Below are 23176 nucleotides of genomic sequence, written 5' to 3'. Positions count from 1 at the left end.
GACGTCCGGCAGGCGATCGCCCGGCAGCAGTCGCGGTGACGCCGTCGCGGTCACTGCACCCGGCGCCGCAGGAAGTTCAGCAGGTCGATGCGGGTGATCAGGCCGAGGAAGCGTTCGCCCTCGGTGACGATCGCCACGTGGCCGCGGTCGAACACCGGCAGCAGCGTTTCGATCGGCGAGCGCACGTCGACCTTGTCGAGCTTGCTGACCATCGCCGTCGACACCGGATCGCGGAAGCGCGCCTCGTCGCCGTAGACGTGCAGCAGCACGTCGCTCTCGTCGACGATGCCGACCAGCTGGTCGCCGTCCATCACCGGCAGCTGCGACACGTCGTACAGCTTCATCCGCTGGTACGCGGTGACCAGCAGGTCCTTCGGGCCCACCACCACCGTGTCGCGCTGCGAGAACGGCCGCAGGATCAGGTCGCGCAGGTCGTTCGTCGATTCGCGCTCGAGGAAGCCGTTGTCGAGCATCCAGTAGTCGTTGTACATCTTCGATAGGTACTTGTTGCCGGTGTCGCAGATGAACACCAGCACCTTCTTCGGCTTGGTCTGCTCGCGGCAGTAGCGCAGCGCGGCGGCGACCAGCGTGCCCGACGAGGAGCCGCCGAGGATGCCCTCCTTCGCCAGCACCTCCCGCGCGGTCAGGAAGCTTTCCTTGTCGCTGATGGCATAGGCTTTCTTGACCCGGCTGAAGTCGGAGATCGGCGGCAGGAAATCCTCGCCGATGCCCTCGACCATCCAGCTGGCCGACTTGTCCGACAGCGTGCCGCGGTTGATGTATTCCTCGAGGATGGATCCGACGGGGTCGGCGAGGATCAGCTCGGTGTGCGGCGAGTGCTGCGCGAAGCAGCGCGACAGGCCGGTCATCGTGCCCGAGCTGCCGCAGCCGAACACGATGGCGTCGAGGCCGCCGACCTCGGCCATCTGCGCGAGGATCTCCGGCCCGGTGCCGAACTCGTGCGCGGCCGGGTTGTCCGGGTTGCCGAACTGGTTGATGAAGTACGCGCCCGGCGTCTCGCGGGCCAGCCGCTCGGCGAGGTCCTGGTAGTAGTCGGGATGGCCCTTGGCGACATCCGAGCGGGTCAGCACCACCTGCGCCCCCATCGCCTTGAGGTTGAAGATCTTCTCGCGGCTCATCTTGTCGGGCACGACCAGCACCAGCTTGTAGCCCTTCTGCTGGGCGACGAGGGCCAAGCCGATGCCGGTGTTGCCCGCGGTGCCTTCGACCAGGGTGTCGCCGGGCTTGATGTCGCCACGCTGCTCCGCGGCCTCGATCATCCGCAGGCCGATGCGGTCCTTGATCGATCCGCCGGGGTTCTGCGACTCGAGCTTGAAGTACAGCTCGCACGGGCCGGTGTCGAGGCGCTGCGAGCGGACGACGGGCGTCGCCCCGATCAGGTCGAGGACGGAGGAATGGATGGGCATGCAGGGACCGGTGTGGTTCGGGCCGCGGGCGCGGCGGACCGGTCGATTCTACCCGGGCCCCTTTCCATCGGCGGCGCGGCGCGGGCACCCCGAGCGGGGGCGCGAAGCGGGGGCAGCGCGATCAGGTTGCGGCAGGGGCGGGTGCGATGGCGCCGACCGCGAGTGGGGAGCGGCGTCGCACCCCAGGCAACGCGGGCGGTGGTGGCCGACGAGGGAGGCCACCACCGCCCGCGGCGGGATGCAGCTGTCAGTGGTGCTGTGCTTCGTAGATGCGCATCAATCGTTCCTTGGCCGCGAGCTTTTCCCGCTTCATCTGGCCCAGTCGCATGTCGTCGATCGGGAGCACGCCGAGCTCGGCATCGAGCACTTTCTTGTCGAGTTCGCGGTGGCGCTGGTAGAGCTGCTTGAATTCCGGATCGGCCTTGATCAGGGCGTCGATGTCACGCTGCGGCTGTTCTTCGAACATGGATTTGCCTCCTTCAGCACGTCAGGGAGTCCGGTCGGGATCGGCCGGGCTGTCGGGGAGCGACGCCCGCACGCAAAAACGCCCCGGCCGTTCGGGCCGAGGCGTTCGCGAGGGGCGTTGGGATGGACCAGGAGGCGCAGCGGGCCGGGTTCAACCGGACCGCTGCCACCGAGCGATCGGCGGCGGGATCCTTCTGGCTGGGCTGCTGCGTCATCGGCCTGGCTCATCGCCAAGCGGTTACCGGCCGCTTGGGGTATTGAAGCTACTCCTCCAGTCCGGCAGGGGCAACCCGTTGCCGGCGTCATCCGGCCCCGCGGCCGACGAGCGGGGGCCCCGCCGCCCGCTCGCCCGGAGGATTAACGTCATCCTACTGATTCATAACGCTATTTTGACTTCAGGATGATCTCGACGCGGCGGTTCTTCGCACGGCCGGCCGCGCTGGCGTTGTCGGCGACCGGCTTTGCCGAGCCCTGCCCGCGCGACTCGATCCGGGCGCGCGGGACACCCGCCGCCACCAGGGCATCGCGCACGGCGTCGGCACGACGCTGCGACAGCGCCTGGTTCGCCGCCGGCTGACCCTGGCTGTCGGTGTGCCCTTCGATCCGCACGTCCAGCGCCGCGCCCGCCTGAAGGTAGGCCCCGATCGCGCGGACGCTCGCGGCCGCCGCGGCCGTCAGGGTCGCCTGGCCGGACGCGAACGCATCGCCCGCTAGCGTGAACACCTCGCCGCGGCTGTCCCGCGTCGACGCCGGCACTTTCGCACCGGCGACCAGTTCGGCCTCCTCGCGGGCCAGCGCCAGTTCGCGCTCGCGCGCCGCACTGAGCTTGGCGGCCTGCACGCCGGCCACGCCCTCGAGCGCGGCCTCGACGTCCTGCATCGCCTGGTCGGTGCTGGCGGCCTGCTGGCGCAGGCGCTCGGCCTCCTCGGCCTGGATCTGCGCCTCGATCCGCAGCCGCTCGGCCTCGGCACGCGCGCGCGCCGCATCCTGGCGGCTGGCCTCGACCAGCAGCTCCGAGCGCTCGCGGTCCAGTCGGTCGATGTCGCGCTGCGTGGCCTGGGTGCGTGCGGTGATCTCGGCGATCTCGACGCGACGCTCGGCCACGTACAGGGCGCCGTCGCGCGCGCGTCCGCGGGCCTGCAGCAGTGCGTCGAGCGCCTGCCGCGCCTGCAGGCGCTCGTATGCAGCCAGCGACGCCAGCTGCGGGTCCGCGTCGAGCGCGGTCAGCCGTGCGCCGAGCCGTGCGGAGGCGTCACCCGACTGGGCGATCGCCGCTTGCGGCAGGGACAGGGCCGCGACGAGCAGTGCCGCGCACAGGGTGCGCATTCCGGAACGACCGCCGATCACGGCGTGCCTCCCGTCTGCAGTCGCTGCTGCAGTTCGGCCACCTCGGCACGCCGCTGGCTGAGCTCGGCGGTGGCGAGTGCCTCGCGGCTGCGCGCATAGGCGAGGTCCGCGTCGGCGGCGGCGGCCAGCGACAGCCGGCGCGCATCGTCCTCGCGCCCGTCGGCGAGCGCCGACTGGGCCTGCGACAGGGCGCTGCGCGCGGCGTTGATCGACGGCCCGGCGTACTGGTCCGCATCGGCGCCTTCGGCACGCACGACCGCCTGGCGGGCCGCGGCGATCTCGCCGGTCGGCGGCGGCAGGCTCGCGCATGCGACCAATGTCGAAGCGAGAACCAGTGCGAACAGCCCGAAACGAATATGTGCGAAGCTTGGGTTCATAGGGGTGCCGTGGCGGACGGGGTATCGCGCGGCCATTGTCGGAAGCCGGCGGCGTGCTTGCAACGGTACGCCATCGCCAATGAGGGTTGCCTGCATGGACATCGGCTATTTCCTGAAGCTGATGACGGAGAAGAACGCGTCTGACATGTTTTTGACCACCGGCGCGCCGGTGTACATCAAGGTCGAAGGCAAGCTCTATCCGCTCGGCAACACCGGCCTGCCGCCCGGCATGGTCAAGAAGATCGCGTATTCGCTGATGAACGAAGGCCAGGTGCCGCAGTTCGAGCGCGACCTCGAACTGAACATGGCGCTGGCCATGCAGGACTCCGGGCGCTTCCGCATCAACGTGTTCAAGCAGCGCGGCGAAGTCGGCATGGTAATCCGCGCGATCCGCAGCGTGATCCCGTCGATCGAGGAGCTGCAGCTGCCGCAGGTGCTCAAGAGCATCATCATGGAGCCGCGCGGCTTGGTGCTGATCGTCGGCTCGACCGGCTCGGGCAAGTCGACCACGCTGGCGTCGATGATCGATTACCGCAACAGCAACACGTCGGGCCACATCCTCACGATCGAGGACCCGATCGAGTACCTGCACCGGCACAAGAAGTCGATCGTCAACCAGCGCGAAGTGGGCCTCGACACGCACGCGTTCCACAACGCACTGAAGAACGCGATGCGCGAGGCGCCGGACGTGATCCTGATCGGCGAGATCCTCGACGCGACGACGATGGAGGCGGCGATCGCATTCGCCGAGACCGGCCACCTGTGCCTGGCGACGCTGCACTCGAACAATGCCGACCAGACGCTCGAGCGCATCCTGAACTTCTTCAACGAGTCGGCGCACAAGAATGTGCTGATGAACCTGGCGCTGAACCTGAAGGCCGTCGTTTCGCAGCGACTGGTGGTCGGCCTCGACGGCCGCCGCATGCCGGCCGCCGAAGTGCTGATCAACACCCCGCACGTGCGCGACCTGATGCGCCGCGGCCAGGTGCACGAGATCAAGCAGGCGATGGAGGAGTCGCTGGAAGAAGGCATGGAGACCTTCGACCAGTGCCTGTTCCGCCTCTACAAGGAAGGCCGCATCGAGATGGAAGAGGCGCTGCGCGCGGCCGACTCGCGCGACGGCCTCGCGCTGAAGTTCCGCCTCAGCGAGGGCGGCACCGGCGAGCACGACCCGTACGCCGACGTGTTCGACACCCAGTCGGCGCACTGAGGCGCCGCACCCTCGCCGCCCGCCGGCCAAGCCGGCGCGACGGACTGCGCGCGATGGACTGCGCGCGATCGCTTACTGCGGCGGCGCGTCGGGCTGGAGTTCGGGCCGGGCGAGATCGAAGGCCGGCAGCGCCACGCACGCCGCGTCGATGCGCTGGATCGTCGGGTATGGCGACAGGTCGACGTCGAAGCGGCGCGCGTTGTAGACCTGCGGGATCAGGCAGCAGTCGGCGATCGTCGGCATGTCGCCTTCGCAGAAGCGCCCCGTCGACGGATGGTCGGCGAGCATCGCCTCGATCGCCGCGAAGCCGTCCGCAACCCAGTGCCGCACCCAGACCTCGCGCTCGGCCTGGGGCACGCCCCACGTATGCTCGAAGTACTGCAGCACGCGCAGGTTGTTGAGCGGGTGCACGTCGCACGCGATCACCTGCGCCAGCGCGCGCACGCGCTGGCGCTCGCGCGCGCCGACCGGCAGCAGCGGCGGCGACGGCCAGGTCTCGTCGAGGTACTCGAGGATCGCGACCGACTGGCGCATGCGCCGGTCGCCGTGCTGCAGCACCGGGACCAGGCCCTGCGGGTTGGCGTCGCGGAACGGCGCGGCGTGCTGCTCGCCACCGCCGCGCAGCAGGTGCACCGGCGTGGTTTCGTAGCGCAGGCCCTTGAGGTTCAGGCCGATGCGCACGCGGTAGGCGGCGCTCGAGCGCCAGTACGAGTACAGCTGCAGGCGCTCGCTGGCGGGCGCCGGATCACGCGTCATGTCGTCGATGTCCCCTGGCAGCCGGCGGCCCCATGGCGGGCCCGCGCGGCAGGTCTCTGGCAGCGGCGATGCGAACGCCGCCCGCAGCACGACCTTACCGCGATCCCAGTCGCGCCGGTCGCCGGCCGCCGGGGACGGAGGGCCGCCGATCCGGCGGTCGCGGCCCGGTAACGGCTCAGCCGGCCCGGTCGATCCGCTGCTCGATCGCGCCGAACACGCTGTGGCCGTCGCGGTCGAGCATCTCGATGCGGACGACGTCGCCGAACGACATGAACGGCGTGATCGGCTTGCCGGTCTCGAGCGTTTCCACGGTGCGCTTCTCGGCGAAGCACGAGGCGCCGAGCGAGGTGTCCTCGTTGGCGACGGTGCCGGAGCCGACGATCGTGCCGGCCGACAGCGGACGGGTCTTGGCCGCATGGGCAATCAGCTGGCCGAAGTTGAACTGCATGTCGACGCCGGCCTCGGGCGCGCCGAACCAGGCGCCGTTGATGTGCGTGGTCAGCGGCAGGTGCACCTTGCTGTCGAGCCACGCGTCGCCGAGTTCGTCGGGCGTCACGAACACCGGGCTCAGCGCCGAGCGGGGCTTGGACTGCAGGAAGCCGAAGCCCTTGCCGAGCTCGTTCGGGATCAGGTTGCGCAGCGAGACGTCGTTGACCAGCCCGACCAGCTGGATGTGGCCGGCGGCCTGCTCGGGCGTGACGGCCATCGGCACGTCGTCGGTGACCGCCACGACTTCGGCCTCGAGATCGATGCCGTACTCCTCGCTCGGCACGCGGACCGGGTCGCGCGGGCCGTAGAAGCCGGCGCTCACCGCCTGGTACATCAGCGGATCGACGTAGAAGCTCTCCGGCACCTCGGCGCCGCGCGCGCGGCGCACGCGCTCGACGTGCGGCAGGTACGCCGAGCCGTCGACGAATTCGTACGCGCGCGGCAGCGGCGCAGCGAGCGCCGACATGTCGACGTCGAAGGCGCCGTCGGCGGTGCCGGCGTTCAGGGCATCGGACAGCGCGTTGAGACGCGGCGCGACGTTCGACCAGTCCTCCAGCGCGCGCTGCAGCGTGTCGGCGATGCCGGTAGCGCGCACGGCGCGCGACAGGTCGCGCGAGACGACGATCAGCGTGCCGTCGCGGCCGCCTTCCTTCAGGGATCCCAGCTTCATCGCAACTCCACTGTCGGGCGCCTCGGCGCGATGGTTTCAATTGTAACTTGGGCTTCGCGACCGGCGACAACCGTGCCGTTCGTGCTGTCGGCGTGCGGACACGAAAAACGCGCGCTGTGGTGAGCGCAGCGCTCGCGACAGACGATGCCGCGGCGACCGTCACCCACCGTGCCGGGCCCAGCTGTGGCGCCGCGACGATGCTGGCGTTGCGCGCGCAGCCAACAAAAAACCCGCCTTTCGGCGGGTCGTTTGTTGGATCTGGCAGCCCCGGATGGATTCGAACCACCGAATGCCTGAGTCAGAGTCAGGTGCCTTACCGCTTGGCGACGGGGCTATGGAACCGATTTTAGCGCAGTGATTAGCGCTTGGAGAACTGGGTGGCGCGGCGTGCCTTGTGCAGGCCGACCTTCTTGCGCTCGACTTCGCGGGCGTCGCGGGTCATGAAGCCGGCCTTGCGCAGGTCGGACTTCAGCGTCTCGTCGTACTCGACCAGCGCGCGGGCGATGCCGAGGCGGATCGCGCCGGCCTGGCCGGTGATGCCGCCGCCGGCGACCGTCACGGTCACGTCGAACTTGTCGGTGGACTGGGTCAGCTCGAGCGGCTGGCGCACGATCATGCGCGCCGTCTCGCGACCGAAGAACTCCTCGATCGAACGCTGGTTGATGGTGATCTTGCCGTCGCCCTTGCGCAGGAACACGCGAGCGGTGGACGACTTGCGGCGGCCGGTGCCGTAGTTCTGGGTGGTTGCCATGTGCGTGCCTTAGATGTCCAGCTTCTGCGGCTGCTGGGCCGAATGCGGGTGCTCGGAGCCCTTGTAGACCTTGAGCTTGCGGTACATCGCGCGGCCGAGCGGGTTCTTCGGCAGCATGCCCTTCACGGCGGTCTCGAGGACGCGCTCCGGGTGGCGCTCGAGCGCCTGGGCGAGCGTCTCGGTCTTCAGGTTGCCGATGTAGCCGGTGAAGCGGTGGTACTGCTTGTCGGCCAGCTTGTTGCCGGTGACCGCGATCTTCTCGGCGTTGATCACCACCAGGTAATCGCCGGTGTCGACGTGCGGGGTGTAGACCGGCTTGTGCTTGCCGCGCAGGCGGCGGGCGAGCTCGGAGGCCAGGCGACCAAGGGTCTTGCCCTCGGCATCGACGACGTACCAGTCGCGCTGGACGGTCTCGTTCTTAGCAGTAAAAGTCTTCATGACGGCGTTATGGGCACCTGGTCGGGCTGATTCCGCGCACGGCCCGGGCGGGCCGCGGGGCGGAATTTCGCCGCGCGTTGTGTGATTGCGGAACGAAAGAGGCGGAATGATAGCGGGCGATCCGGATCGCCGCAAGTCGGGCTAGACCCCCGTGCTAGCATCGCGGCCCATGCCCGCCCCGCCCTGCCCGCCGTCCGCCGACCCGCTGGTGGCGATGGCCGACCGCTGCGTGCAGTGCGGATTGTGCCTGCCGGCGTGCCCGACGTACGCGCTGTCGCGGCAGGAGGCCGAATCCCCGCGCGGCCGCATCGCACTCATGCGGGCCTGGGCCACCGGTGAGCTTGAGCCCGGGCCGACCGGCGACGCCCACCTCGACCACTGCCTGGCCTGCGGGCGCTGCGAGTCCGTCTGCCCGGCCGGCGTGCCGTACGGCGAACTGCTTGATACGGCGCGGGTTCGCCAGCGCGACCGCGTTGCGCCGGCGTGGCGCCAGCGGCTCGCCGAAGCGATGGTGCGACGCCCGCGATCCCTGCGCGGCGGCCTGGCGCTGTACCGGGCGCTGTATCCCGCGCTTCCGCCGGCGCTGCGCTGGCTGCCGCGTCCGCCGCGGCGCGGGCGCCGCTCGCCCGGTTCCGCCGGCCCCGCACGCGGCGCTGCCGACCCCGCGGTGTTCGTGGGCTGCATCGCCGACAGCTACGAAGCGCCGCTCCGCGACGCGCTGGCGCGGCTGTGCGGGGCCGCGGGCCTGGCCCTGCATGTGCCTGCGGGCCAGGGGTGCTGCGGCGCCGTGCACGCGCACGCCGGCGATGCGACGGGCGCCGCCCGGCTGGGCGTCCGCAACCGCGCCGCGTTCGCCGGACAGAGCCCGGTGCTGACCCTTGCCAGCGGCTGCCGCGAGGCGCTCCGCGACTCCGTGGGCGACACGCACGAGGTGCTCGACGCGGTGGCGTGGCTCGAGCGCGCGGCGCCTGCGCTGCAGTTCGCCCGGCGCGACCTGCGCATCGGCCTGCACCTGCCGTGCACCCAGCGGCGCGACCGGCAGGCGGTGCCGGCGCTGGGGCGGCTGCTCGCCCGGGTGCCGGGACTGACGGTGATCGAACTCGACGCGGGCTTTGGCTGCTGCGGCGCCGCCGGCACGCAGATGCTGACCGATCCGACCCGGGCCGCCGCGCTGCGCGCGCCGCTGCTGGAGCAGATCGCGCGCAGCGGCGTCGTCGCGGTGCTCAGCGCCAATATCGGATGCCGGCTGCACCTGGCCAACGGCACGCACCTGCCGGTGCAGCACCCGCTCGAATTCCTCGCCGCCGCGGTCATCGCCGTCGACAGCGGCCCGCCGCCGCCGGCGTAGACTTCGCGCATGACCTCGCGCTCGCTCTCGCCTTTCGACCGACTGCTGTCCGACGTCCAGCGCGCGCTGGAAACCGTGCACGGCGCGCCGCCCGCCCAACGCGCCAACCCGGCCGCCGACGTGCCAGACGTGGTGCTCGACGAGCCCGAGCGCCGCCACGCCGCCGGGCTGATGCGCATCAACCACGTCGGAGAGGTCTGCGCGCAGGCGCTGTACATGGGCCAGGCCGCCGTCGCGCGCGACCCCGGTACGCGCGAGCACCTGCTCGATGCGGCGCAGGAGGAGACCGACCACCTGGCCTGGTGTGCCGACCGCCTGGTCGAGCTCGACAGCCGGCCCAGCCTGCTCAATCCGGTCTGGTACGCGGGCAGCTACGCGATCGGCGTGCTGGCCGGGCTGCGCGGCGATGGGTGGAACCTCGGCTTCGTGGTCGAAACCGAGCGCCAGGTCGAGGCCCACATCGACCACCACCTCGACACGCTGCCGGCCGCGGACGCGCGCAGCCGCGCGATCCTGCAGGTCATGAAGGCCGACGAGGCGCGCCACGCCGACCACGCCGAGTCCGCCGGTGCGCGCCGGCTCCCGGCGCCGGTCCCGGGCGTCATGGCCGCCGCGTCGAACCTGATGAAGGCCGTCGCCTACCGCGTGTGAGTCCACGGACCACGCGCCCCGCGCGCGTTTCGGCAACAAAGCGGCGTCCCGCTTCGTAGCCCCCTGCGGCCCCATGAAAAAGGCCCCGGATCCGGGGCCTTTTCGTTGCACGCATCGCCACGCAGGCGGCGAACGGGGCGCGTCGATCAGTCGACCAGGTTGCGCCCGTGGTAGAGCTCTTCGATCTCGCGGCGCAGGCGCGCCTCGATCTTCATGCGCTCCTTGAACGACAGGTTCTTGGCCTTCTCCTCGAACAGGTAGTTGTCGAGGTCGAATTCCTTCAGGTGCATCTTCGTGTGGAAGATGTTTTCCTGGTAGACGTTGACGTCGAGCATCTCGTAGCGCGACTTGACGTTCTTGGCCAGGTAGTCCTGGATTGAATTGATCTTGTGGTCGATGTAGTGCTTGCGGCCCTTTACGTCGCGGGTGAAGCCACGGACCCGGTAGTCCATGATCACGATGTCCGATTCGAGGCTCTCGATCAGGTAGTTCAGCGCCTTCAGCGGCGAGATCACGCCGCAGGTGGCCACGTCGATGTCGGCCCGGAACGTCGCGATGCCGTTGTCCGGGTGGGTCTCCGGGTACGTGTGCACCGTGATGTGCGACTTGTCCATGTGCGCGACGACGGCGTCGGAGATGATCTCCTTGCCCGCGTCCTTCTTGTCGATGACCGGCTCCTCGGAGATGAGGATCGTCACCGACGCGCCCTGCGGGTCGTAGTCCTGACGCGCGATGTTGAGGATGTTCGCCCCGATGATCTCCGCCACGTCCGTCAGGATCTGGGTCAGGCGGTCGGCGTTGTAGGCCTCGTCGATGTAATCGATGTAGCGGCGACGCTCGTCCTCGGACGCGGCGAAGCACACGTCGTAGATATTGAACGAGAGGGCCTTCGTGAGGTTGTTGAAACCCTGCAACCTCAGGCGCGGCAACGGCTTGACCACGATGGGGGGATTCCGGTCTGGCGGTGGAGGCCGGGGATTATGCGGCAATTGACCCCGGGGGGAAACGAAGGGCCTTCACGCGCGCCGGCCGCGCAACGACGCGGGGGACTGCCGCGGATGGACAACAACTGACCCAATTTGCGGGTCGACACGCTTTCGCCCTAAGCTCGCCCCGATTACCCCCCGCCCATCCCTTGCCTGGACGGACACCGAATTGATTGCCCTGCACCGCACCCACAGCCCGTTGCTGCCCGACGGGGCGACGATCGAGCGCTTCCTCGCCCACTGCCACCGCCGCCGCTACCCGTCGCGCACCGACGTGTTCCGCCCCGGCGATCCGGCGACGACCCTCTACTACGTCGTGTCCGGCTCGGTCAGCATCATCACCGAGGAGGACGACGGCCGTGAGCTGGTGCTGGGCTACCTCGGCCCGGGCGAATTCGTCGGCGAGCTCGGCCTGTTCGTCGAGAACGACCAGCGCGAGGTGATCCTGCGCACCCGCAGCGCGTGCGAGCTGGCCGAGATCGGCCACGAGCGCTTCTACGACTTGCTGCTGACCCGGCTGTCGCTCGACGCGCCGAAGCTGCTGTATTCGATCGCCGCGCAGATCTCCCGCCGCCTGCTCGACACCAGCCGCAAGGCCGGCCGCCTGGCGTTCCTCGACGTCACCGACCGGATCGTGCGCGCGCTGCATGACCTGGCCAAAGAACCCGAGGCGATGAGCCACCCGCAGGGCACCCAGCTGCGCGTGTCGCGGCAGGAGCTGTCGCGGCTGGTCGGCTGCTCACGCGAGATGGCCGGTCGCGTCCTGAAGAAGCTGCAGGCCGACGGCAAGCTGCACGCCCGCGGCAAGACCGTCGTGCTGTACGGCACCCGCTGATGGAGCCGGTCGCCGTGTCCGTCGCCAGCGCGATCACCGTGCGCGAGGCGGCGCTCGGCGACGCCTGCGACGTCGCGACCCTGCTCGACGTGCTCGGCTACCCGTGCACCCGCGAGGAAGCCGGTGACCGCATCCTCCACGTCCGCCAGGACCCGCGCCAGCACCTGCTGATCGCCGAGATCGACGGCATGGCGTGCGGGCTGGCAGCGCTCGACGTGCGCTTCTCGATCACCCGCGGCGCCGACCTGGCCCGCATCAATGCCCTGGTCGTGTCGCCGCACTGCGCCGGCCAAGGCATCGGCCGCCGGCTGCTGCGCGAGGTCGAGGGCATCGCCCGCCGCGCCGGCGCGGTCCGGGTCGAAGTCACGGCCAGCGCCGCCCGCGAAGGGGCGCATGCGTTCTACCAGTGCTGCGGCTTCAGCGACGGCTCGCAGCACCTGATCAAGCGCCTGGGCGACTGATCGCCTCAGCCCCGCGCAAGCCGACGCCGGAGGACACCGCGTCGCGCGCGGCGATCAGCGCGGCGTGACCGGCTCGCCGGCGCGTCCCGGGCAGCCCCAGTTGAGTATCGGCGTGCCCGGCGGCAGCTCGGCGCGGAACATCGCCACGCGCGAGGCCTTCGGATTGACCACCACCGGCGCGCGCGCCGCGCGCAGCAGCGGCAGGTCGGCGCTGCTGTCGGTGTAGGCGGTCGCGACGTCGCCGTGGAAGCCGGCCTCGCGCAGCATCGTCAGCTTCATCTCGTGGTGGCAGTGGCGCGTGGCCACCACCGCGCCGAGGCGCGGGCCGACTTCGGTCCCGACCACCGGCACGTCTTCGTGCGCGACGAACGACAGGATCGCGCGCGCCAGCTCCGGCGGCGCGCCGGTGGCGACGACCACGCGGTCGCCGGCCTCGCGATGGCGGTGCAGCACGTCGAGCGCGATCGGCAGCAGGCGCGGGCGGATCGCGTCGCGGTGCTTGGCCACGTAGCGCGCGATCAGCTCGTCGAGGTCGCGGCGGCGGTGGAAGCCGACCGTGCCGATCCACACGAACGCGCCGATGCCGCGCCGCCGCGTCGGCAGGAACGCGATCATCGGGGCGAACAGCGGCGCCGCCAGCAGCGCGAGCAGCGTGCGCCACCACGCGCGGCGGATCAGCCACTTGAACAGATGACTGCCGGAATCGCCGTCGTACAGCGTGTGGTCGAAGTCGAACACGACCAGCGGCGCGCCGGCCTGCGACTTCGGGTACTGGCGGCCCTTGACGCTCACGCCCGCGCCCTCACGCCGCGAACAGGCGCTGCAGCGCGACCCCGGGATCGGGCTCGCGCATGAAGGTCTCGCCGACCAGGAAGCTATGCACGCCGGCGGCGCGCATGCGCTGCACGTCGTCGCGCGTCGCGATGCCGCTCTCGGTGACGAGGGTGCGGTCCGGCGGCACCGCCTGCTTCAGCGCGAGCGTGGTTTCGAGCGACACCTCGAACGTGCGCAGGTTGCGGTTGTTGACGCCGATCAGCTGGCAGTCGGTCTGCAGCGCGCGCTCGAGCTCGTCGATGTCGTGCACCTCGACCAGCACGTCCATGCCGAGCTCGTGGGCGAGGTTGGCCATCTCGATCATCGGCCCGTCCTCGAGCGCGGCCACAATCAGCAGGATCGCGTCGGCGCCGATCACCCGCGCCTCGTACACCTGGTACGGATCGACGATGAAGTCCTTGCGGATCACCGGCAGCGAGCAGGCGCCGCGCGCCTCGCCGAGGAACAGGTTGCTGCCCTGGAAGAAGTCCACGTCGGTCAGCACCGACAGGCAGGCCGCGCCGCCGCGCTCGTAGCTGGCGGCGATCTGCGCGGGGTGGAAGTCCTTGCGGATCACCCCCTTCGACGGGCTGGCCTTCTTGATCTCGGCGATCACGGCGGCGTCGCCGGCGTCGAGGCGGCGCTGGATCGCACGGACGAATCCGCGGGTGCCCGGCTGCACCGCCGCACGCGCGCGCAGGTCGGCCAGCGAGCGCACGCGGCTGCGCTGCTCGATCTCCTCGTGCTTGCGCGCGAGGATGGTGTTGAGGATGTCGCTCATGCGTTCAATCCAGTCATGGTGTGGTGCGCGTGTTCGATAGAGGGGCTATTGCGCATTGCGTTCCGGGGGCGATGAACCCGTGGGAGTGCACGCTGCTGTCTACCGACGCAGGCCGCCCGCGCGGCATTCTTCATGGTGGCGACCTGGTGACGCTGGGGGCGGGCTTTCCATACGCCCGCGAGACCTTCGCCACGCGCAGTTCGAAATGCTCGTACCAGTGCGTGCGCCCGTGCGCGCGGGTGGCCGCGTGCTCGGCCTGGTGCTTCCACGCGACGATCGCGGCCTCGCTGTCCCAGTACGACACGGTGATGCCGAAGCCGTCGGCGCCACGCGTCGACTCGGCGCCGAGGTACCCGGGCTGCTGCGCGGCGAGCTCGATCATGCGCTCGGCCGCGGCCTGGTAGCCGGCCTCGTCGTGACCGTTGCGCAGCGAGGCGAAGATCACCGCGTAGTACGGCGGTTCGGGCAGGCGGGCGAACGCGGGGCTCATCGGCAAGTGGTCCGGTGCGGGGCGGGCATGATCGCAGACCCCGCGCTCACGCTGCAGCCAGCGACCGGGTCAACGCAACGAACGCGTCCAGCCGCGCACGCGCCGCGCCGGACGCGATCGCCGCGCGCGCCTGCGCGATGCCGTCGCCGATGCTGTCGGCCACGCCGGCCACGTACAGCGCGGCGCCGGCGTTGAACGCGACGATCTCGCGCGGCAGGCCGTCCGCGCCGGACAGCGCCTGCAGCACCATCGCCTTCGATTCGATCGCGTCCTCGACGCGCAGGTTGCGGCTGTGCGCCATCGTGATGCCGAAGTCCTCGGGGTGGAGCTCGTACTCGCGCACCACGCCGTCGCGCAGTTCGCCGACCAGGGTGCCGGCGCCAAGCGACAGTTCGTCCATGCCGTCGCGACCCCACACGACCAGCGCGCGCTGCGCCCCGAGCTCCTGCAGCACGCGCACCTGGATGCCGACCAGGTCCGGGTGGAACACGCCCATCAGGATCGCCGGCGCGCCGGCCGGATTGGTCAGCGGACCGAGGATGTTGAAGATCGTGCGCACGCCCATCTCGCGCCGCACCGGCGCGACCGCCTTCATTGCCGGGTGATGCACCGGCGCGAACATGAAGCCGATGCCGATCTCGTCGATGCAGCGCGCGACCTGCTCCGGCTGCAGCTCGATCGCCGCGCCGAGCGCCTCGAGCACGTCGGCGCTGCCGGACTTCGACGACACGCTGCGGTTGCCGTGCTTGGCGACCTTCGCCCCGGCCGCCGCGACGACGAACATGCTGGCGGTGGAGATGTTGAACGTGTGCGCGCCGTCGCCGCCGGTGCCGACGATGTCGACCAGGTGGGTGCGATCGGCGACGTCGACCGGACGCGCGAACTCGCGCAGCACGCTGGCCGCGCCGGCGATCTCGCCGACGGTCTCCTTCTTGACCCGCAGGCCGGTCAGGATCGCCGCGGTCATCACCGACGAGACCTCGCCGCGCATCACCGCGCGCATCAGGTCGACCATCTCGTCGTGGAAGATCTCGCGGTGCTCGATCGTGCGCTGCAGCGCTTCTTGCGGGGTCAGGGGCATGGCGGGTCCGTGCGTCGTATCGGGTCGGCGGTGACGGGCGGCCGTCAGCGCTCGAGGAAGTTATTCAGCAGCGCGTGGCCGTGCTCGGTCAGGATCGACTCGGGGTGGAACTGCACGCCCTCGACGGGATGCTCGCGGTGCCGCAGCCCCATGATCTCGTCGAAGCCGCCGTCGTCGGCGTCGGTCCAGGCGGTGACCTCGAGCGCATCGGGCAGCGTGTCGCGCGCCACCACCAGCGAGTGGTAACGCGTAGCCTCGTACGCGTCGGGCAGGCCGGCGAACACGCCGCGCCCGGCGTGGCGGATGCGCGAGGTCTTGCCGTGCATGATCGTCTTGGCCCGCACCACGTCGCCGCCGTAGGCCTGGCCGATCGACTGGTGGCCGAGGCAAACGCCGAGGATCGGCGTGTCGGCGCCGAGCTCGCGGATCACGTCGACCGACACCCCGGCCTCGTTCGGCGTGCACGGCCCGGGCGAGATCACGATGCGATCGGGCTGCAGCGCGCGGATCTGCGGCACGGTCAGCTCGTCGTTGCGCACCACCCGCACCTCGGCCCCGAGCGACTGCAGGTACTGGACGAGGTTCCAGGTGAAGCTGTCGTAGTTGTCGATCATCAACAGCATGGGTCAGTCCGCCAGCAGGAACACGGTGTAGATCTTGTCGGTGTAGGTGACGTAGCCGGTGCGGAACGACTCGGCCTGCTCGGGCGAGATGCGCGTGCCGCTGATTTCGATCCGGTCGAGCGACTGCGCACCGGCGCGGCCGCGCCATTCGTACAGCGCCGGCCAGCGGCCTTCGCGAACGCCGTACTCGAACTGCGGGGCCACATCGGACACGCTGTAGACGCCGCCGAGCCGCGCACCGTAGGCGCGCGCGATGACCTCGGCCTTTTCGCGAGTCGACGCGATCGTCTTCTCGCGCAGCGCCGCGCGCAGGGCCGGCTCGCCGGCGAGCTCGGTGTCGACGCCGCCGATCGTCAGCTCCTTCGAGGTCTGCACCGAGGCGATGAAGCGCTCGAGCTTTTCCTTCGCGTCGAAGCGGGCGGTGACGCTGCGGTTCACCGACGTGCCGATGAAGACCTCTTCGCGGAGCTGGTCGTCGTAGCGCCGGCGCGTCTCGATCTTCAGCGAAGTCGCCACGGTCTCGTTCGATTCCGCGCCGGCGGTATCGAGCTGGCGCAGCACCTGCGCCAGGCTGGCCTCGACGCGCTTGCGCGCGGCGTCGGCGTCGAGGTCGACCGCCTGCAGGTTGATGGTGATGCGGAACCGGTCCGGGATCGCGCGCGCCTGCGCATCGCCGTAGACGAGGATGTGCCGGGTCGGCGGCAGGGCGTTGACCTGGGCGTGCGCGGCGCCGACCAGCAGCCAGCCGGCGAGCAGGATCATCAGGGTGCGGTGCATGGTCGGACTCCTTGTCGAATCGGTCGCGCCGCGTCGGCGCCCTGAATGCAACGCGCGGGCGCCCGCGGCGGGGTTGCGCGCGCTCACAGCCCCTGCGCCGCCTGCGCGACCGCGCGGAACAGCGCGCGGCCCTTGTTCATCGTCTCGTCCCACTCCGCCGCGGGGTCGGAGTCGTAGACGATGCCGGCGCCGGCCTGCACGTGCAGGCGGCCGTCCTGGATCACCGCGGTGCGGATCGCGATCGCGGTGTCGGCGTCGCCGTGCCAGCCGATGTAGCCGACCGCGCCGGAGTACACGTTGCGCTTGACCGGCTCGAACTCGCGGATGACCTCGAGCGCGCGGATCTTCGGCGCGCCGCTGACCGTGCCGGCCGGGAACGTCGCGCGCAGCACGTCGGCGTAGCTGAGCCCGTCGCGCAGGCGGCCGGTGACCTCGCTGACGATGTGCATGACGTGGCTGTAGCGCTCGATCACGAACTGCTCGCCGACCTCGACCGTGCCGGGCTGCGCGACGCGGCCGACGTCATTGCGACCCAGGTCGATCAGCATCAGGTGCTCGGCGCGCTCCTTGGGGTCGGCCAGCAGCTCGGCCTCCAGCGCCTGGTCCTGCTCGGCCGTGGCGCCGCGCGGGCGGGTCCCGGCGATCGGGCGCACGGTGACCTCGCCGCCCTCGAGCCGGACCAGTATCTCCGGCGACGAGCCGATCACCTGGGTGCCGCCGACGTCGAGGTAGTACATGTATGGCGACGGGTTCAGCGCGCGCAGCGCGCGGTACACGTCGATCGGCCGCGCCTTGAACGGCACTGACAGGCGCTGGCTCAGCACGACCTGGAAGATGTCGCCGGCGCGGATCAGCTCCTTGGACTTCTCGACCGCGGCGATGAAGCCGTCGCGGGTGAAGCCGGACACGAAGTCGGCCTCGTCGAGCACGTTGGCGTCGCGCGTCTCCGGGTAGCCGGGGCCGCCCTGCCGCAGGCGGTGGGTCAGCTCGTCGAGCCGGCGCTGCGCGCGGGCGAACGCGCGCGGTTCGCGCGGGTCGGCGTGCACGATCAGGTACAGCCGGCCCTTGAGGTTGTCGAACACCGCCAGCTCTTCGCTGAGCATCAGCAGGATGTCGGGCGTGCCCAGTTCGTCGGGCTTGTCGTGCCCGGCCGCGGCCAGCCGCGACTCGATGTACTGCACGCACTCGAACCCGAACCAGCCGACCAGCCCGCCGGTGAAGCCCGGCAGGCCGGGGATCTTCGGCACCGAGTGCGACGCGCGCAGGCGCTCGACCTCGGCGAACGGGTCGGCGACCTCGCGCGACTCGACCAGCTCGCCGTCCTCGGTGACGAACAGCGAATGCCCGGCGAACGCGTACACGCGTCGCGCCGGCAGACCGATGATCGAGTAGCGGCCGAAGCGCTCGCCGCCCTCGACCGACTCGAACAGGTAGGTGTGGGTGCCGTCGGCGAGCTTGAGGTAGACCGACAGCGGCGTGTCGAGGTCGCTCAGGACCTCGCGGACGACCGGGATGCGGGTGTGGCCGTCAGCGGCCTGCTGCTGGAAGAGCTCTTGCGACTGGGCGGGCGAGATCACGCGGCGAATCCTTGGTGGGCGACGGGGCGACGGCGAGGCGGGCCTGCGGCCACCATCGCCACGCCGGGTGGCCGGCACGGAGCACTGGATTCAGCAGCATCTGGGTCGCGCGAACGTCCATGCGCCTACTGTAGCGGCTGGACGGCGGCGGCGCGACGGGACCGCCGCGCCGCACACCGGTCAGCGCGGCGCCGGCTCGACGGGGGGACCGTGCGGCTGCCGCAGCGGCGAGTCCGCCGGCAGGTGCATGCGCACGCGGCCGGCCACGCAGTCGATGCGGAAGCGGCGCGCGGCCACGGGCTCGCCGTCGAGGTTCAGCGTCAGCGCCGGCTCGGCGTCGATCTCGACCCACGGCACGCGGTGCTGGATCGCGACCCGCTCGAGCGCGGCCTGCCGGCCCTCGCTGACCAGCGTGCCGAGCGTCGCGGCGACCTCGCCGGACAGTTCCGGCACGATGGTCAGGTCCAGCAGCCCGTCGTCGACCAGCGCCTCCGGGCACAGCGCCTGCCCGCCGCCGGCCTGGCGGCCGTTGCCCAGGCCCAGCGCGATCAGCTCGCCGCGCCACTCGACCCCGGGCGCGCGCACCTGCGCCGGCACGGGATCGATCTTGCCGAGCCGCGAAATCCCGGTCAGCAGGTAGGCCAGGCCGCCGAGCATCTTCTTCAGTCCCTCGTCGGTCTCGACCGTGACCTGCGTGCCGAAGCCGCCACTGGCCAGGTTGGCGCACCAGTGGTCCCCGCCGTCGGCGGTGATCCGCAGCAGGTCGATCGGTCGCGGCGGCGTCGCCAGCACGAGCGCGAGCGCGCGCTCGGGTTCGAGCGGAATCCCCGCCGCGGCGGCGAAGTCGTTGGCGGTGCCCAGCGGCACCAGCGCCAGCGACGGCAGCGCATCGGCCGGTGCGTCGCGACGCGCCAGCCGCGTCGAGACCTCGCTGAGCGTGCCGTCGCCCCCGGCGGCGATGATCGTGTCGACGCCGTCGGCGATGGCCTCGGCGACGTAGCGTTCGGCGTCGGCGGATTCCCACGTGACCCGCACGTCCAGCTCGACGCCGCGCGCGCGCAGCGCCATCACCGCGTCGCGCAGCGCATCGTCGCCGGCGGACTTGCCGTTGAGGATCAGGCGCCAGCGTGGCATCGGGGACGATCTCGGCGGGGGACGGGGCATCGCAGGCTAGCAGCGACGCGCGCGGCCGCCGTGAACTCCGCGCGAGGCCGCGCTGTCATCACCGCGTCATCGCCCGTGCGGAGCATGGGAGGCCATCGCAAGGACGACGGAAGGAGGCGGGATTGCCTCCAATCTTCCAGCGGCGGGCCTTCCCCGGGGCCTGCCGCTTTCTTTTTGGCGCGCGTCAGCGGATCGCGGCGACCGCGGCCTTCATGCGCCCGACGATGTCGGCGTAGCCGTGCTCGGCCGCGCCCGGCGCGTTGAAGATCGCCGAGCCGGCGACGAAGGTGTCGGCGCCGGCGGCGGCGATCTGCGCGATGTTGTCGGCCTTGACCCCGCCGTCGATCTCCAGCCGGATCGGCCGGCCGCTGCGGTCGATGCGCTCGCGCACGCGGCGCAGCTTTTCCAGCGCAGACGGGATGAAGCTCTGCCCGCCGAAGCCCGGGTTGACCGACATCACCAGCACCAGGTCGAGCTCGTCGAGCACCCAGTCGAGCACCTCGATCGGCGTGGCCGGGTTCAGCACCAGGCCGGCCTGGCAGCCGTGGGACTTGATCAGCTGCACGGTGCGGTGCACGTGCGCGCTGGCCTCCGGATGGAAGCTGATGATCGACGCGCCGGCCTTGGCGAAGTCCGGGACAATGCGGTCGACCGGCTCGACCATCAGGTGCACATCGATCGGCGCGGTCACGCCGTGCTTGCGCAGCGCCTCGCAGACCATCGGGCCAATGGTCAGGTTCGGCACGTAGTGGTTGTCCATCACGTCGAAGTGCACCCAGTCGGCGCCCGCGGCGAGCACGGCGTCGACCTCGTCGCCGAGCCGGGCGAAGTTGGCCGAGAGGATCGAGGGAGCGATGACGGTCGACTGCATGGGCGGCGCTCGGGCGGGCGAAGGACGCCATTGTCGCCGCCTTGAGTGGCCGCGCCAAACCCGCTGCGTCGCGCGCGGCACGCATCCGCTCGCCGCAGCCTCACGTAAACAGGCACAGCGGACCGGCATGGGACGGGCCGCGCAATGCCGCCATCACGGCACCCCGCACGACATCACACGGAGAGAGACCACATGAAACTGAATCGGATGAGCGCGGCGCTGGTGGCTGGCCTGCTGGTCGCCGCGGCACCGCTGGCCAACGCGCAGGACGCCAAGGGCAGCTGGAACGGCGGCTACGTCGGCGCGTACGCCGGCATCGTCGACAAGCCCGACAACGGCGACAGCGACCGCTTCCTGTTCGACACCAACCTGGACGGCAACTTCAACGACACGGTGCGCACCGGCGCCGGCGCCGATGCGTTCTCGCCGGGCTTCTGCAACGGCGTGGCGCAGACGGCGACGCCGGCCGGCGGCTGCGCGGAGAACACCGGCGGCGCCGACTGGGGCCTGCGCGCCGGCTACGACTGGCAGTTCGACCGCTTCGTCTTCGGCGTGGTCGGCGAGTACGGACTGATGGACGCGCGCGACGCGGTCTCGGCCTTCAGCACCACGCCGGCGCGCTACTCGATGCTGCGCAAGATCGACGGCATCGCCGCCCTGCGCGCGCGTATCGGCGTGGTCGTCGGCGACGACGAGGCCAACCTGGTCTATGCGACCGCCGGCGGCGCGCGCGCCAGCATCGAGAACACGTTCGCGACCAGCAACGGCGTCAACACGTTCACCAACAACGGCGACACCGATGCATCCGGCCACCAGCTCGGCCTCGGTTACGAGCGTCGCTTCGGCCAGGCGTTCACGGTCGGCGTCGAGTACCTGCGCACCGAGCTCGACGACGGCGACTACCGCGTCCGCGCCGCCGGCCCGGCGCCGGCGACCAACCCGTTCATCCTGCAGAACCCGAACGGCACGGATTTCCGCCGCAGCGACACCGACATCGAGCTCGACAGCCTGCGCATCACCGCCAGCTACCGGTTCTGATCCGCGGCGGCATGCCCGCGTCGCCTCGCATGCGAAGGCCCGGCCCCTCGATGGGTCGGGCCTTTTTCTATGATGCCGACGCCGGCGAGGCTCAGCGCTTGCGCAGCGTCTTGATCCGGTCGTACGCGGCATTGATCTCACCGGCGCGCGTTTCGGCCTGCCGGCGCAGCTCGTCGGCCGCGCCGTTGAAGCGGTCCGGGTGGTACTGCGAGATCAGCCGGCGGTAGGCCTGGTCGACCTCGGCATCGCTGGCGTCGGACGTCAGGCCGAGCACCGCGTACGGGTTGTCACGGCGCAGCCGGAACCAGTCGATGTCGAACGCGTGCCCGATCAGCAGGCCGACGACCGCGCCGAACAGCGGGTTCGTGCGCATCAGCGCGGCGCCGGCGAACAGCCCAAGCAGCTTGCCGTACCAGCGTTTCCCCGCCATCGATGCTGCCCCGTTCATCCGCATCCGGACCGTGTCGCGAGTGTAACTGCCCGGCCCGTCCCGACCGGCGTACACTGCCCGGCCCCGTCGCGCCCGCGCGCGGAGCGGCGACGGGGCCCGTGTCTTGCCTGGGGGCCTTCGCGTTGTCCACGACCCTGCTTCAATCCGACCTGCCCGGCCTGCCGCTGCGCCACCGCGGCAAGGTCCGCGACGTCTTCGACCTGCCCGCCGACCGCCTGCCCGACCCGCTGCCGCCGGGCGCCGCGTCGGACCTCGGCCACCTGCTGATGGTCGCCACCGACCGCCTGAGCGCGTTCGACGTGGTGCTGCCCGACCCGATCCCGGGCAAGGGCGAGATGCTGTGCCAGATCAGCAATTTCTGGTTCGGCAAGACCGAGCACATCGTGCGCAACCACCTGACCGGCATCGACGTCGCGTCGGTGCTGCCCGCCGGCGTGGACGCCGCGCTGTACGCCCGCCGCGCGGTGGTGACGCGCCGGCTCAAGCCCGTGCCGATCGAGTGCATCGCGCGCGGCTTCCTGATCGGCAGCGGCTGGAAGGACTACCAGCGCACCGGCCGGGTCAGCGGCATCGCGCTGCCCGACGGCCTGCGCCAGGCCGAGCAGCTGGCCGAGCCGATCTTCACCCCGTCGACCAAGGCCGCCGTCGGCGACCACGACGAGAACATCGACTTCGACACCGCCGTGCGCACGGTCGGCGCGGAGCTGGCCGAGCAGGTCCGCGACGCGACGCTGCGGCTGTACGCGTTCGCGCGCGACTACGCGGCGCAGCGCGGCATCCTGCTGGCCGACACCAAGTTCGAGTTCGGCACCGACGCCGACGGCCGCCTGTACGTGATGGACGAGATGCTGACGCCGGACTCCTCGCGCTACTGGCCCGCCGACGAGTACGAGGTCGGCACCAGCCCGCCGAGCTACGACAAGCAGTTCGTCCGCGATTACCTGGAGACGCTGGGCTGGGACAAGACGCCGCCGGGCCCGCGCCTGCCGGCCGAGGTCATCGAGCGCACCCGCGCCAAGTACGCCGAAGCGCTGCAGAAGCTGGCCGGCATTTCGATCGACTGAGCGGCACGGCGATGGCCTACGAGCTGATCGCCGCCGGCGCCGGGCTCGGGCTCGGCGCGTGGTTCGTGCTCGGCGCCGACGCCAGCGACCGCGCGCGGATCGGCGTCGGCGCGCTGCTCGCGCTGGCGCTGGCGCTGCGCTTCGCGTTCGACCAGTGGCTCGCGGCGACGCTGCTGTTCGTCGCCGTCGCGATCGGGGTGCTGGTGTTCCGGCGCCATCGCGACCACCGCTAGCG

Annotated in this window: 27 protein-coding genes and 1 tRNA gene; 8 read left to right on the top strand and 20 right to left on the bottom strand. The window is 70.8% G+C overall.

The genetic code is table 11. The annotated features are described in order from the left end of the window. Window positions 1-50: 50 nt before the first annotated feature. The 4 genes from D3A60_RS03135 to D3A60_RS03120 all read right to left on the bottom strand — a co-directional run bounded on the left by D3A60_RS03135 (window position 51) and on the right by D3A60_RS03120 (window position 3718). Window positions 51-1427, bottom strand: coding sequence for a pyridoxal-phosphate dependent enzyme (locus tag D3A60_RS03135; protein ID WP_119717224.1), 1377 nt, complete (start codon window positions 1425-1427; stop codon window positions 51-53). A gap of 247 nt (window positions 1428-1674) precedes the next feature. Further along, window positions 1675-1893, bottom strand: a complete 219-nt coding sequence (locus D3A60_RS03130; protein ID WP_119717223.1) for an HP1242/YdcH family protein — start codon at window positions 1891-1893, stop codon at window positions 1675-1677. Between the two features lie 383 nt (window positions 1894-2276). After that, complete coding sequence (locus D3A60_RS03125; RefSeq protein WP_119717222.1) at window positions 2277-3218, bottom strand: OmpA family protein; 942 nt, start codon at window positions 3216-3218, stop codon at window positions 2277-2279. Window positions 3219-3235: 17 nt separating this feature from the next. Continuing rightward, entirely contained in the window at window positions 3236-3718 is a 483-nt protein-coding gene (locus D3A60_RS03120; RefSeq protein WP_231120374.1) for a DUF4398 domain-containing protein, read from the bottom strand. On the opposite strand from D3A60_RS03120, the gene D3A60_RS03115 reads away from it, so the two are divergent. Next, on the top strand, window positions 3711-4826 hold the full coding sequence (locus tag D3A60_RS03115) for a PilT/PilU family type 4a pilus ATPase (RefSeq protein WP_196778625.1): 1116 nt from the start codon (window positions 3711-3713) through the stop codon (window positions 4824-4826). The two genes, D3A60_RS03120 and D3A60_RS03115, sit on opposite strands and share 8 nt — an antisense overlap. A 72-nt stretch (window positions 4827-4898) precedes the next feature. Here the strand turns inward: D3A60_RS03115 and maiA are convergent, their stop codons facing one another. The 5 genes from maiA to rplM form a co-directional block, all read right to left on the bottom strand. Beyond that, window positions 4899-5582 (bottom strand): maleylacetoacetate isomerase, encoded by a 684-nt coding sequence (gene maiA, locus D3A60_RS03110; RefSeq protein ID WP_119717219.1) that lies wholly within the window; start codon window positions 5580-5582, stop codon window positions 4899-4901. 175 nt (window positions 5583-5757) lie between these two features. Beyond that, window positions 5758-6741, bottom strand: a complete 984-nt coding sequence (locus D3A60_RS03105; RefSeq protein WP_119717218.1) for a fumarylacetoacetate hydrolase family protein — start codon at window positions 6739-6741, stop codon at window positions 5758-5760. A 259-nt stretch (window positions 6742-7000) separates the two neighbouring features. Then, a tRNA-Gln gene (locus D3A60_RS03100) sits at window positions 7001-7075 on the bottom strand. A gap of 24 nt (window positions 7076-7099) precedes the next feature. Beyond that, window positions 7100-7492 (bottom strand): 30S ribosomal protein S9, encoded by a 393-nt coding sequence (gene rpsI / locus D3A60_RS03095; protein ID WP_119717217.1) that lies wholly within the window; start codon window positions 7490-7492, stop codon window positions 7100-7102. A 9-nt stretch (window positions 7493-7501) separates the two neighbouring features. Next, entirely contained in the window at window positions 7502-7930 is a 429-nt protein-coding gene (gene rplM, locus D3A60_RS03090; protein ID WP_119717216.1) for a 50S ribosomal protein L13, read from the bottom strand. 169 nt (window positions 7931-8099) lie between these two features. Here rplM and D3A60_RS03085 point away from each other — a divergent pair, with 169 nt between their 5' ends. Together D3A60_RS03085 and coq7 are read left to right on the top strand one after the other, a co-directional pair. Then, window positions 8100-9278 carry a (Fe-S)-binding protein gene (locus D3A60_RS03085; RefSeq protein WP_119717215.1) on the top strand — a complete coding sequence of 393 codons (1179 nt, stop codon included), beginning with the start codon at window positions 8100-8102 and terminating at the stop codon, window positions 9276-9278. 9 nt (window positions 9279-9287) lie between these two features. Continuing rightward, the gene (gene coq7, locus D3A60_RS03080; protein WP_119717214.1) at window positions 9288-9929 is read left to right on the top strand and encodes a 2-polyprenyl-3-methyl-6-methoxy-1,4-benzoquinone monooxygenase; all 642 of its coding nucleotides are present in this window, start codon (window positions 9288-9290) and stop codon (window positions 9927-9929) included. Window positions 9930-10075: 146 nt separating this feature from the next. Here coq7 and speD read toward each other — a convergent pair whose 3' ends face one another. Beyond that, window positions 10076-10870, bottom strand: a complete 795-nt coding sequence (gene speD, locus D3A60_RS03075; protein WP_119717213.1) for an adenosylmethionine decarboxylase — start codon at window positions 10868-10870, stop codon at window positions 10076-10078. Between the two features lie 214 nt (window positions 10871-11084). Between speD and crp the strand changes: the two genes are divergently transcribed. Then, the gene (gene crp, locus D3A60_RS03070) at window positions 11085-11750 is read left to right on the top strand and encodes a cAMP-activated global transcriptional regulator CRP (protein WP_119717212.1); all 666 of its coding nucleotides are present in this window, start codon (window positions 11085-11087) and stop codon (window positions 11748-11750) included. 14 nt (window positions 11751-11764) lie between these two features. Continuing rightward, window positions 11765-12211: a GNAT family N-acetyltransferase gene (locus D3A60_RS03065; protein ID WP_231120373.1), complete on the top strand. Its 447-nt coding sequence runs from the start codon at window positions 11765-11767 to the stop codon at window positions 12209-12211. A gap of 54 nt (window positions 12212-12265) precedes the next feature. On the opposite strand, the gene D3A60_RS03060 is transcribed toward D3A60_RS03065, so the two are convergent. The 9 genes from D3A60_RS03060 to rpe form a co-directional block, all read right to left on the bottom strand. Next, window positions 12266-13003, bottom strand: a complete 738-nt coding sequence (locus tag D3A60_RS03060; protein ID WP_119717210.1) for a haloacid dehalogenase-like hydrolase — start codon at window positions 13001-13003, stop codon at window positions 12266-12268. 10 nt (window positions 13004-13013) lie between these two features. After that, a complete protein-coding gene (gene trpC / locus D3A60_RS03055; RefSeq protein ID WP_119717209.1) occupies window positions 13014-13805 on the bottom strand; it encodes an indole-3-glycerol phosphate synthase TrpC in 792 nt (263 codons plus the stop codon). Between the two features lie 130 nt (window positions 13806-13935). Further along, window positions 13936-14295: an antibiotic biosynthesis monooxygenase family protein gene (locus D3A60_RS03050; protein WP_119717208.1), complete on the bottom strand. Its 360-nt coding sequence runs from the start codon at window positions 14293-14295 to the stop codon at window positions 13936-13938. 46 nt (window positions 14296-14341) lie between these two features. Then, window positions 14342-15376 (bottom strand): anthranilate phosphoribosyltransferase, encoded by a 1035-nt coding sequence (trpD, locus tag D3A60_RS03045; RefSeq protein ID WP_119717207.1) that lies wholly within the window; start codon window positions 15374-15376, stop codon window positions 14342-14344. Between the two features lie 44 nt (window positions 15377-15420). Next, window positions 15421-15999: an anthranilate synthase component II gene (locus D3A60_RS03040; protein WP_119717206.1), complete on the bottom strand. Its 579-nt coding sequence runs from the start codon at window positions 15997-15999 to the stop codon at window positions 15421-15423. 3 nt (window positions 16000-16002) lie between these two features. Then, complete coding sequence (locus D3A60_RS03035; protein WP_119717205.1) at window positions 16003-16776, bottom strand: SIMPL domain-containing protein; 774 nt, start codon at window positions 16774-16776, stop codon at window positions 16003-16005. Window positions 16777-16859: 83 nt separating this feature from the next. Next, entirely contained in the window at window positions 16860-18353 is a 1494-nt protein-coding gene (gene trpE, locus D3A60_RS03030; protein WP_196778624.1) for an anthranilate synthase component I, read from the bottom strand. A gap of 180 nt (window positions 18354-18533) precedes the next feature. After that, entirely contained in the window at window positions 18534-19487 is a 954-nt protein-coding gene (gene yegS, locus D3A60_RS03025) for a lipid kinase YegS (protein ID WP_119717204.1), read from the bottom strand. Between the two features lie 214 nt (window positions 19488-19701). Further along, a complete protein-coding gene (rpe, locus tag D3A60_RS03020; RefSeq protein WP_119717203.1) occupies window positions 19702-20388 on the bottom strand; it encodes a ribulose-phosphate 3-epimerase in 687 nt (228 codons plus the stop codon). 192 nt (window positions 20389-20580) lie between these two features. Here rpe and D3A60_RS03015 point away from each other — a divergent pair, with 192 nt between their 5' ends. After that, entirely contained in the window at window positions 20581-21426 is an 846-nt protein-coding gene (locus D3A60_RS03015; protein ID WP_119717202.1) for an outer membrane protein, read from the top strand. Window positions 21427-21517: 91 nt separating this feature from the next. Here D3A60_RS03015 and D3A60_RS03010 read toward each other — a convergent pair whose 3' ends face one another. Continuing rightward, entirely contained in the window at window positions 21518-21856 is a 339-nt protein-coding gene (locus D3A60_RS03010) for a J domain-containing protein (RefSeq protein ID WP_119717531.1), read from the bottom strand. A gap of 143 nt (window positions 21857-21999) precedes the next feature. On the opposite strand from D3A60_RS03010, the gene D3A60_RS03005 reads away from it, so the two are divergent. Further along, on the top strand, window positions 22000-22941 hold the full coding sequence (locus D3A60_RS03005) for a phosphoribosylaminoimidazolesuccinocarboxamide synthase (protein WP_119717201.1): 942 nt from the start codon (window positions 22000-22002) through the stop codon (window positions 22939-22941). Window positions 22942-22952: 11 nt separating this feature from the next. Further along, window positions 22953-23174 (top strand): hypothetical protein, encoded by a 222-nt coding sequence (locus D3A60_RS03000; RefSeq protein ID WP_119717200.1) that lies wholly within the window; start codon window positions 22953-22955, stop codon window positions 23172-23174. Window positions 23175-23176 lie beyond the last annotated feature (2 nt).

This window comes from Cognatilysobacter tabacisoli, from assembly GCF_003586305.1.
Classification (GTDB): domain Bacteria; phylum Pseudomonadota; class Gammaproteobacteria; order Xanthomonadales; family Xanthomonadaceae; genus Cognatilysobacter_A; species Cognatilysobacter_A tabacisoli.
This window is presented reverse-complemented; position numbering and strand designations above follow the sequence as displayed.

What these genes read in the sequence shown, in the direction of transcription:
- D3A60_RS03135 (WP_119717224.1), bottom strand. Translation starts at nt 1,427, where the DNA reads ATGCCCATCCATTCCTCCGTCCTCGACCTGATCGGGGCGACGCCCGTC.
- D3A60_RS03130 (WP_119717223.1), bottom strand. Translation starts at nt 1,893, where the DNA reads ATGTTCGAAGAACAGCCGCAGCGTGACATCGACGCCCTGATCAAGGCC.
- D3A60_RS03125 (WP_119717222.1), bottom strand. Translation starts at nt 3,218, where the DNA reads ATGCGCACCCTGTGCGCGGCACTGCTCGTCGCGGCCCTGTCCCTGCCG.
- D3A60_RS03115 (WP_196778625.1), top strand. Translation starts at nt 3,711, where the DNA reads ATGGACATCGGCTATTTCCTGAAGCTGATGACGGAGAAGAACGCGTCT.
- D3A60_RS03120 (WP_231120374.1), bottom strand. Translation starts at nt 3,718, where the DNA reads ATGTCCATGCAGGCAACCCTCATTGGCGATGGCGTACCGTTGCAAGCA.
- maiA (WP_119717219.1), bottom strand. Translation starts at nt 5,582, where the DNA reads ATGACGCGTGATCCGGCGCCCGCCAGCGAGCGCCTGCAGCTGTACTCG.
- D3A60_RS03105 (WP_119717218.1), bottom strand. Translation starts at nt 6,741, where the DNA reads ATGAAGCTGGGATCCCTGAAGGAAGGCGGCCGCGACGGCACGCTGATC.
- rpsI (WP_119717217.1), bottom strand. Translation starts at nt 7,492, where the DNA reads ATGGCAACCACCCAGAACTACGGCACCGGCCGCCGCAAGTCGTCCACC.
- rplM (WP_119717216.1), bottom strand. Translation starts at nt 7,930, where the DNA reads ATGAAGACTTTTACTGCTAAGAACGAGACCGTCCAGCGCGACTGGTAC.
- D3A60_RS03085 (WP_119717215.1), top strand. Translation starts at nt 8,100, where the DNA reads ATGCCCGCCCCGCCCTGCCCGCCGTCCGCCGACCCGCTGGTGGCGATG.
- coq7 (WP_119717214.1), top strand. Translation starts at nt 9,288, where the DNA reads ATGACCTCGCGCTCGCTCTCGCCTTTCGACCGACTGCTGTCCGACGTC.
- trpC (WP_119717209.1), bottom strand. Translation starts at nt 13,805, where the DNA reads ATGAGCGACATCCTCAACACCATCCTCGCGCGCAAGCACGAGGAGATC.
- D3A60_RS03050 (WP_119717208.1), bottom strand. Translation starts at nt 14,295, where the DNA reads ATGAGCCCCGCGTTCGCCCGCCTGCCCGAACCGCCGTACTACGCGGTG.
- trpD (WP_119717207.1), bottom strand. Translation starts at nt 15,376, where the DNA reads ATGCCCCTGACCCCGCAAGAAGCGCTGCAGCGCACGATCGAGCACCGC.
- D3A60_RS03040 (WP_119717206.1), bottom strand. Translation starts at nt 15,999, where the DNA reads ATGCTGTTGATGATCGACAACTACGACAGCTTCACCTGGAACCTCGTC.
- D3A60_RS03035 (WP_119717205.1), bottom strand. Translation starts at nt 16,776, where the DNA reads ATGCACCGCACCCTGATGATCCTGCTCGCCGGCTGGCTGCTGGTCGGC.
- yegS (WP_119717204.1), bottom strand. Translation starts at nt 19,487, where the DNA reads ATGCCACGCTGGCGCCTGATCCTCAACGGCAAGTCCGCCGGCGACGAT.
- rpe (WP_119717203.1), bottom strand. Translation starts at nt 20,388, where the DNA reads ATGCAGTCGACCGTCATCGCTCCCTCGATCCTCTCGGCCAACTTCGCC.
- D3A60_RS03015 (WP_119717202.1), top strand. Translation starts at nt 20,581, where the DNA reads ATGAAACTGAATCGGATGAGCGCGGCGCTGGTGGCTGGCCTGCTGGTC.
- D3A60_RS03010 (WP_119717531.1), bottom strand. Translation starts at nt 21,856, where the DNA reads ATGGCGGGGAAACGCTGGTACGGCAAGCTGCTTGGGCTGTTCGCCGGC.
- D3A60_RS03000 (WP_119717200.1), top strand. Translation starts at nt 22,953, where the DNA reads ATGGCCTACGAGCTGATCGCCGCCGGCGCCGGGCTCGGGCTCGGCGCG.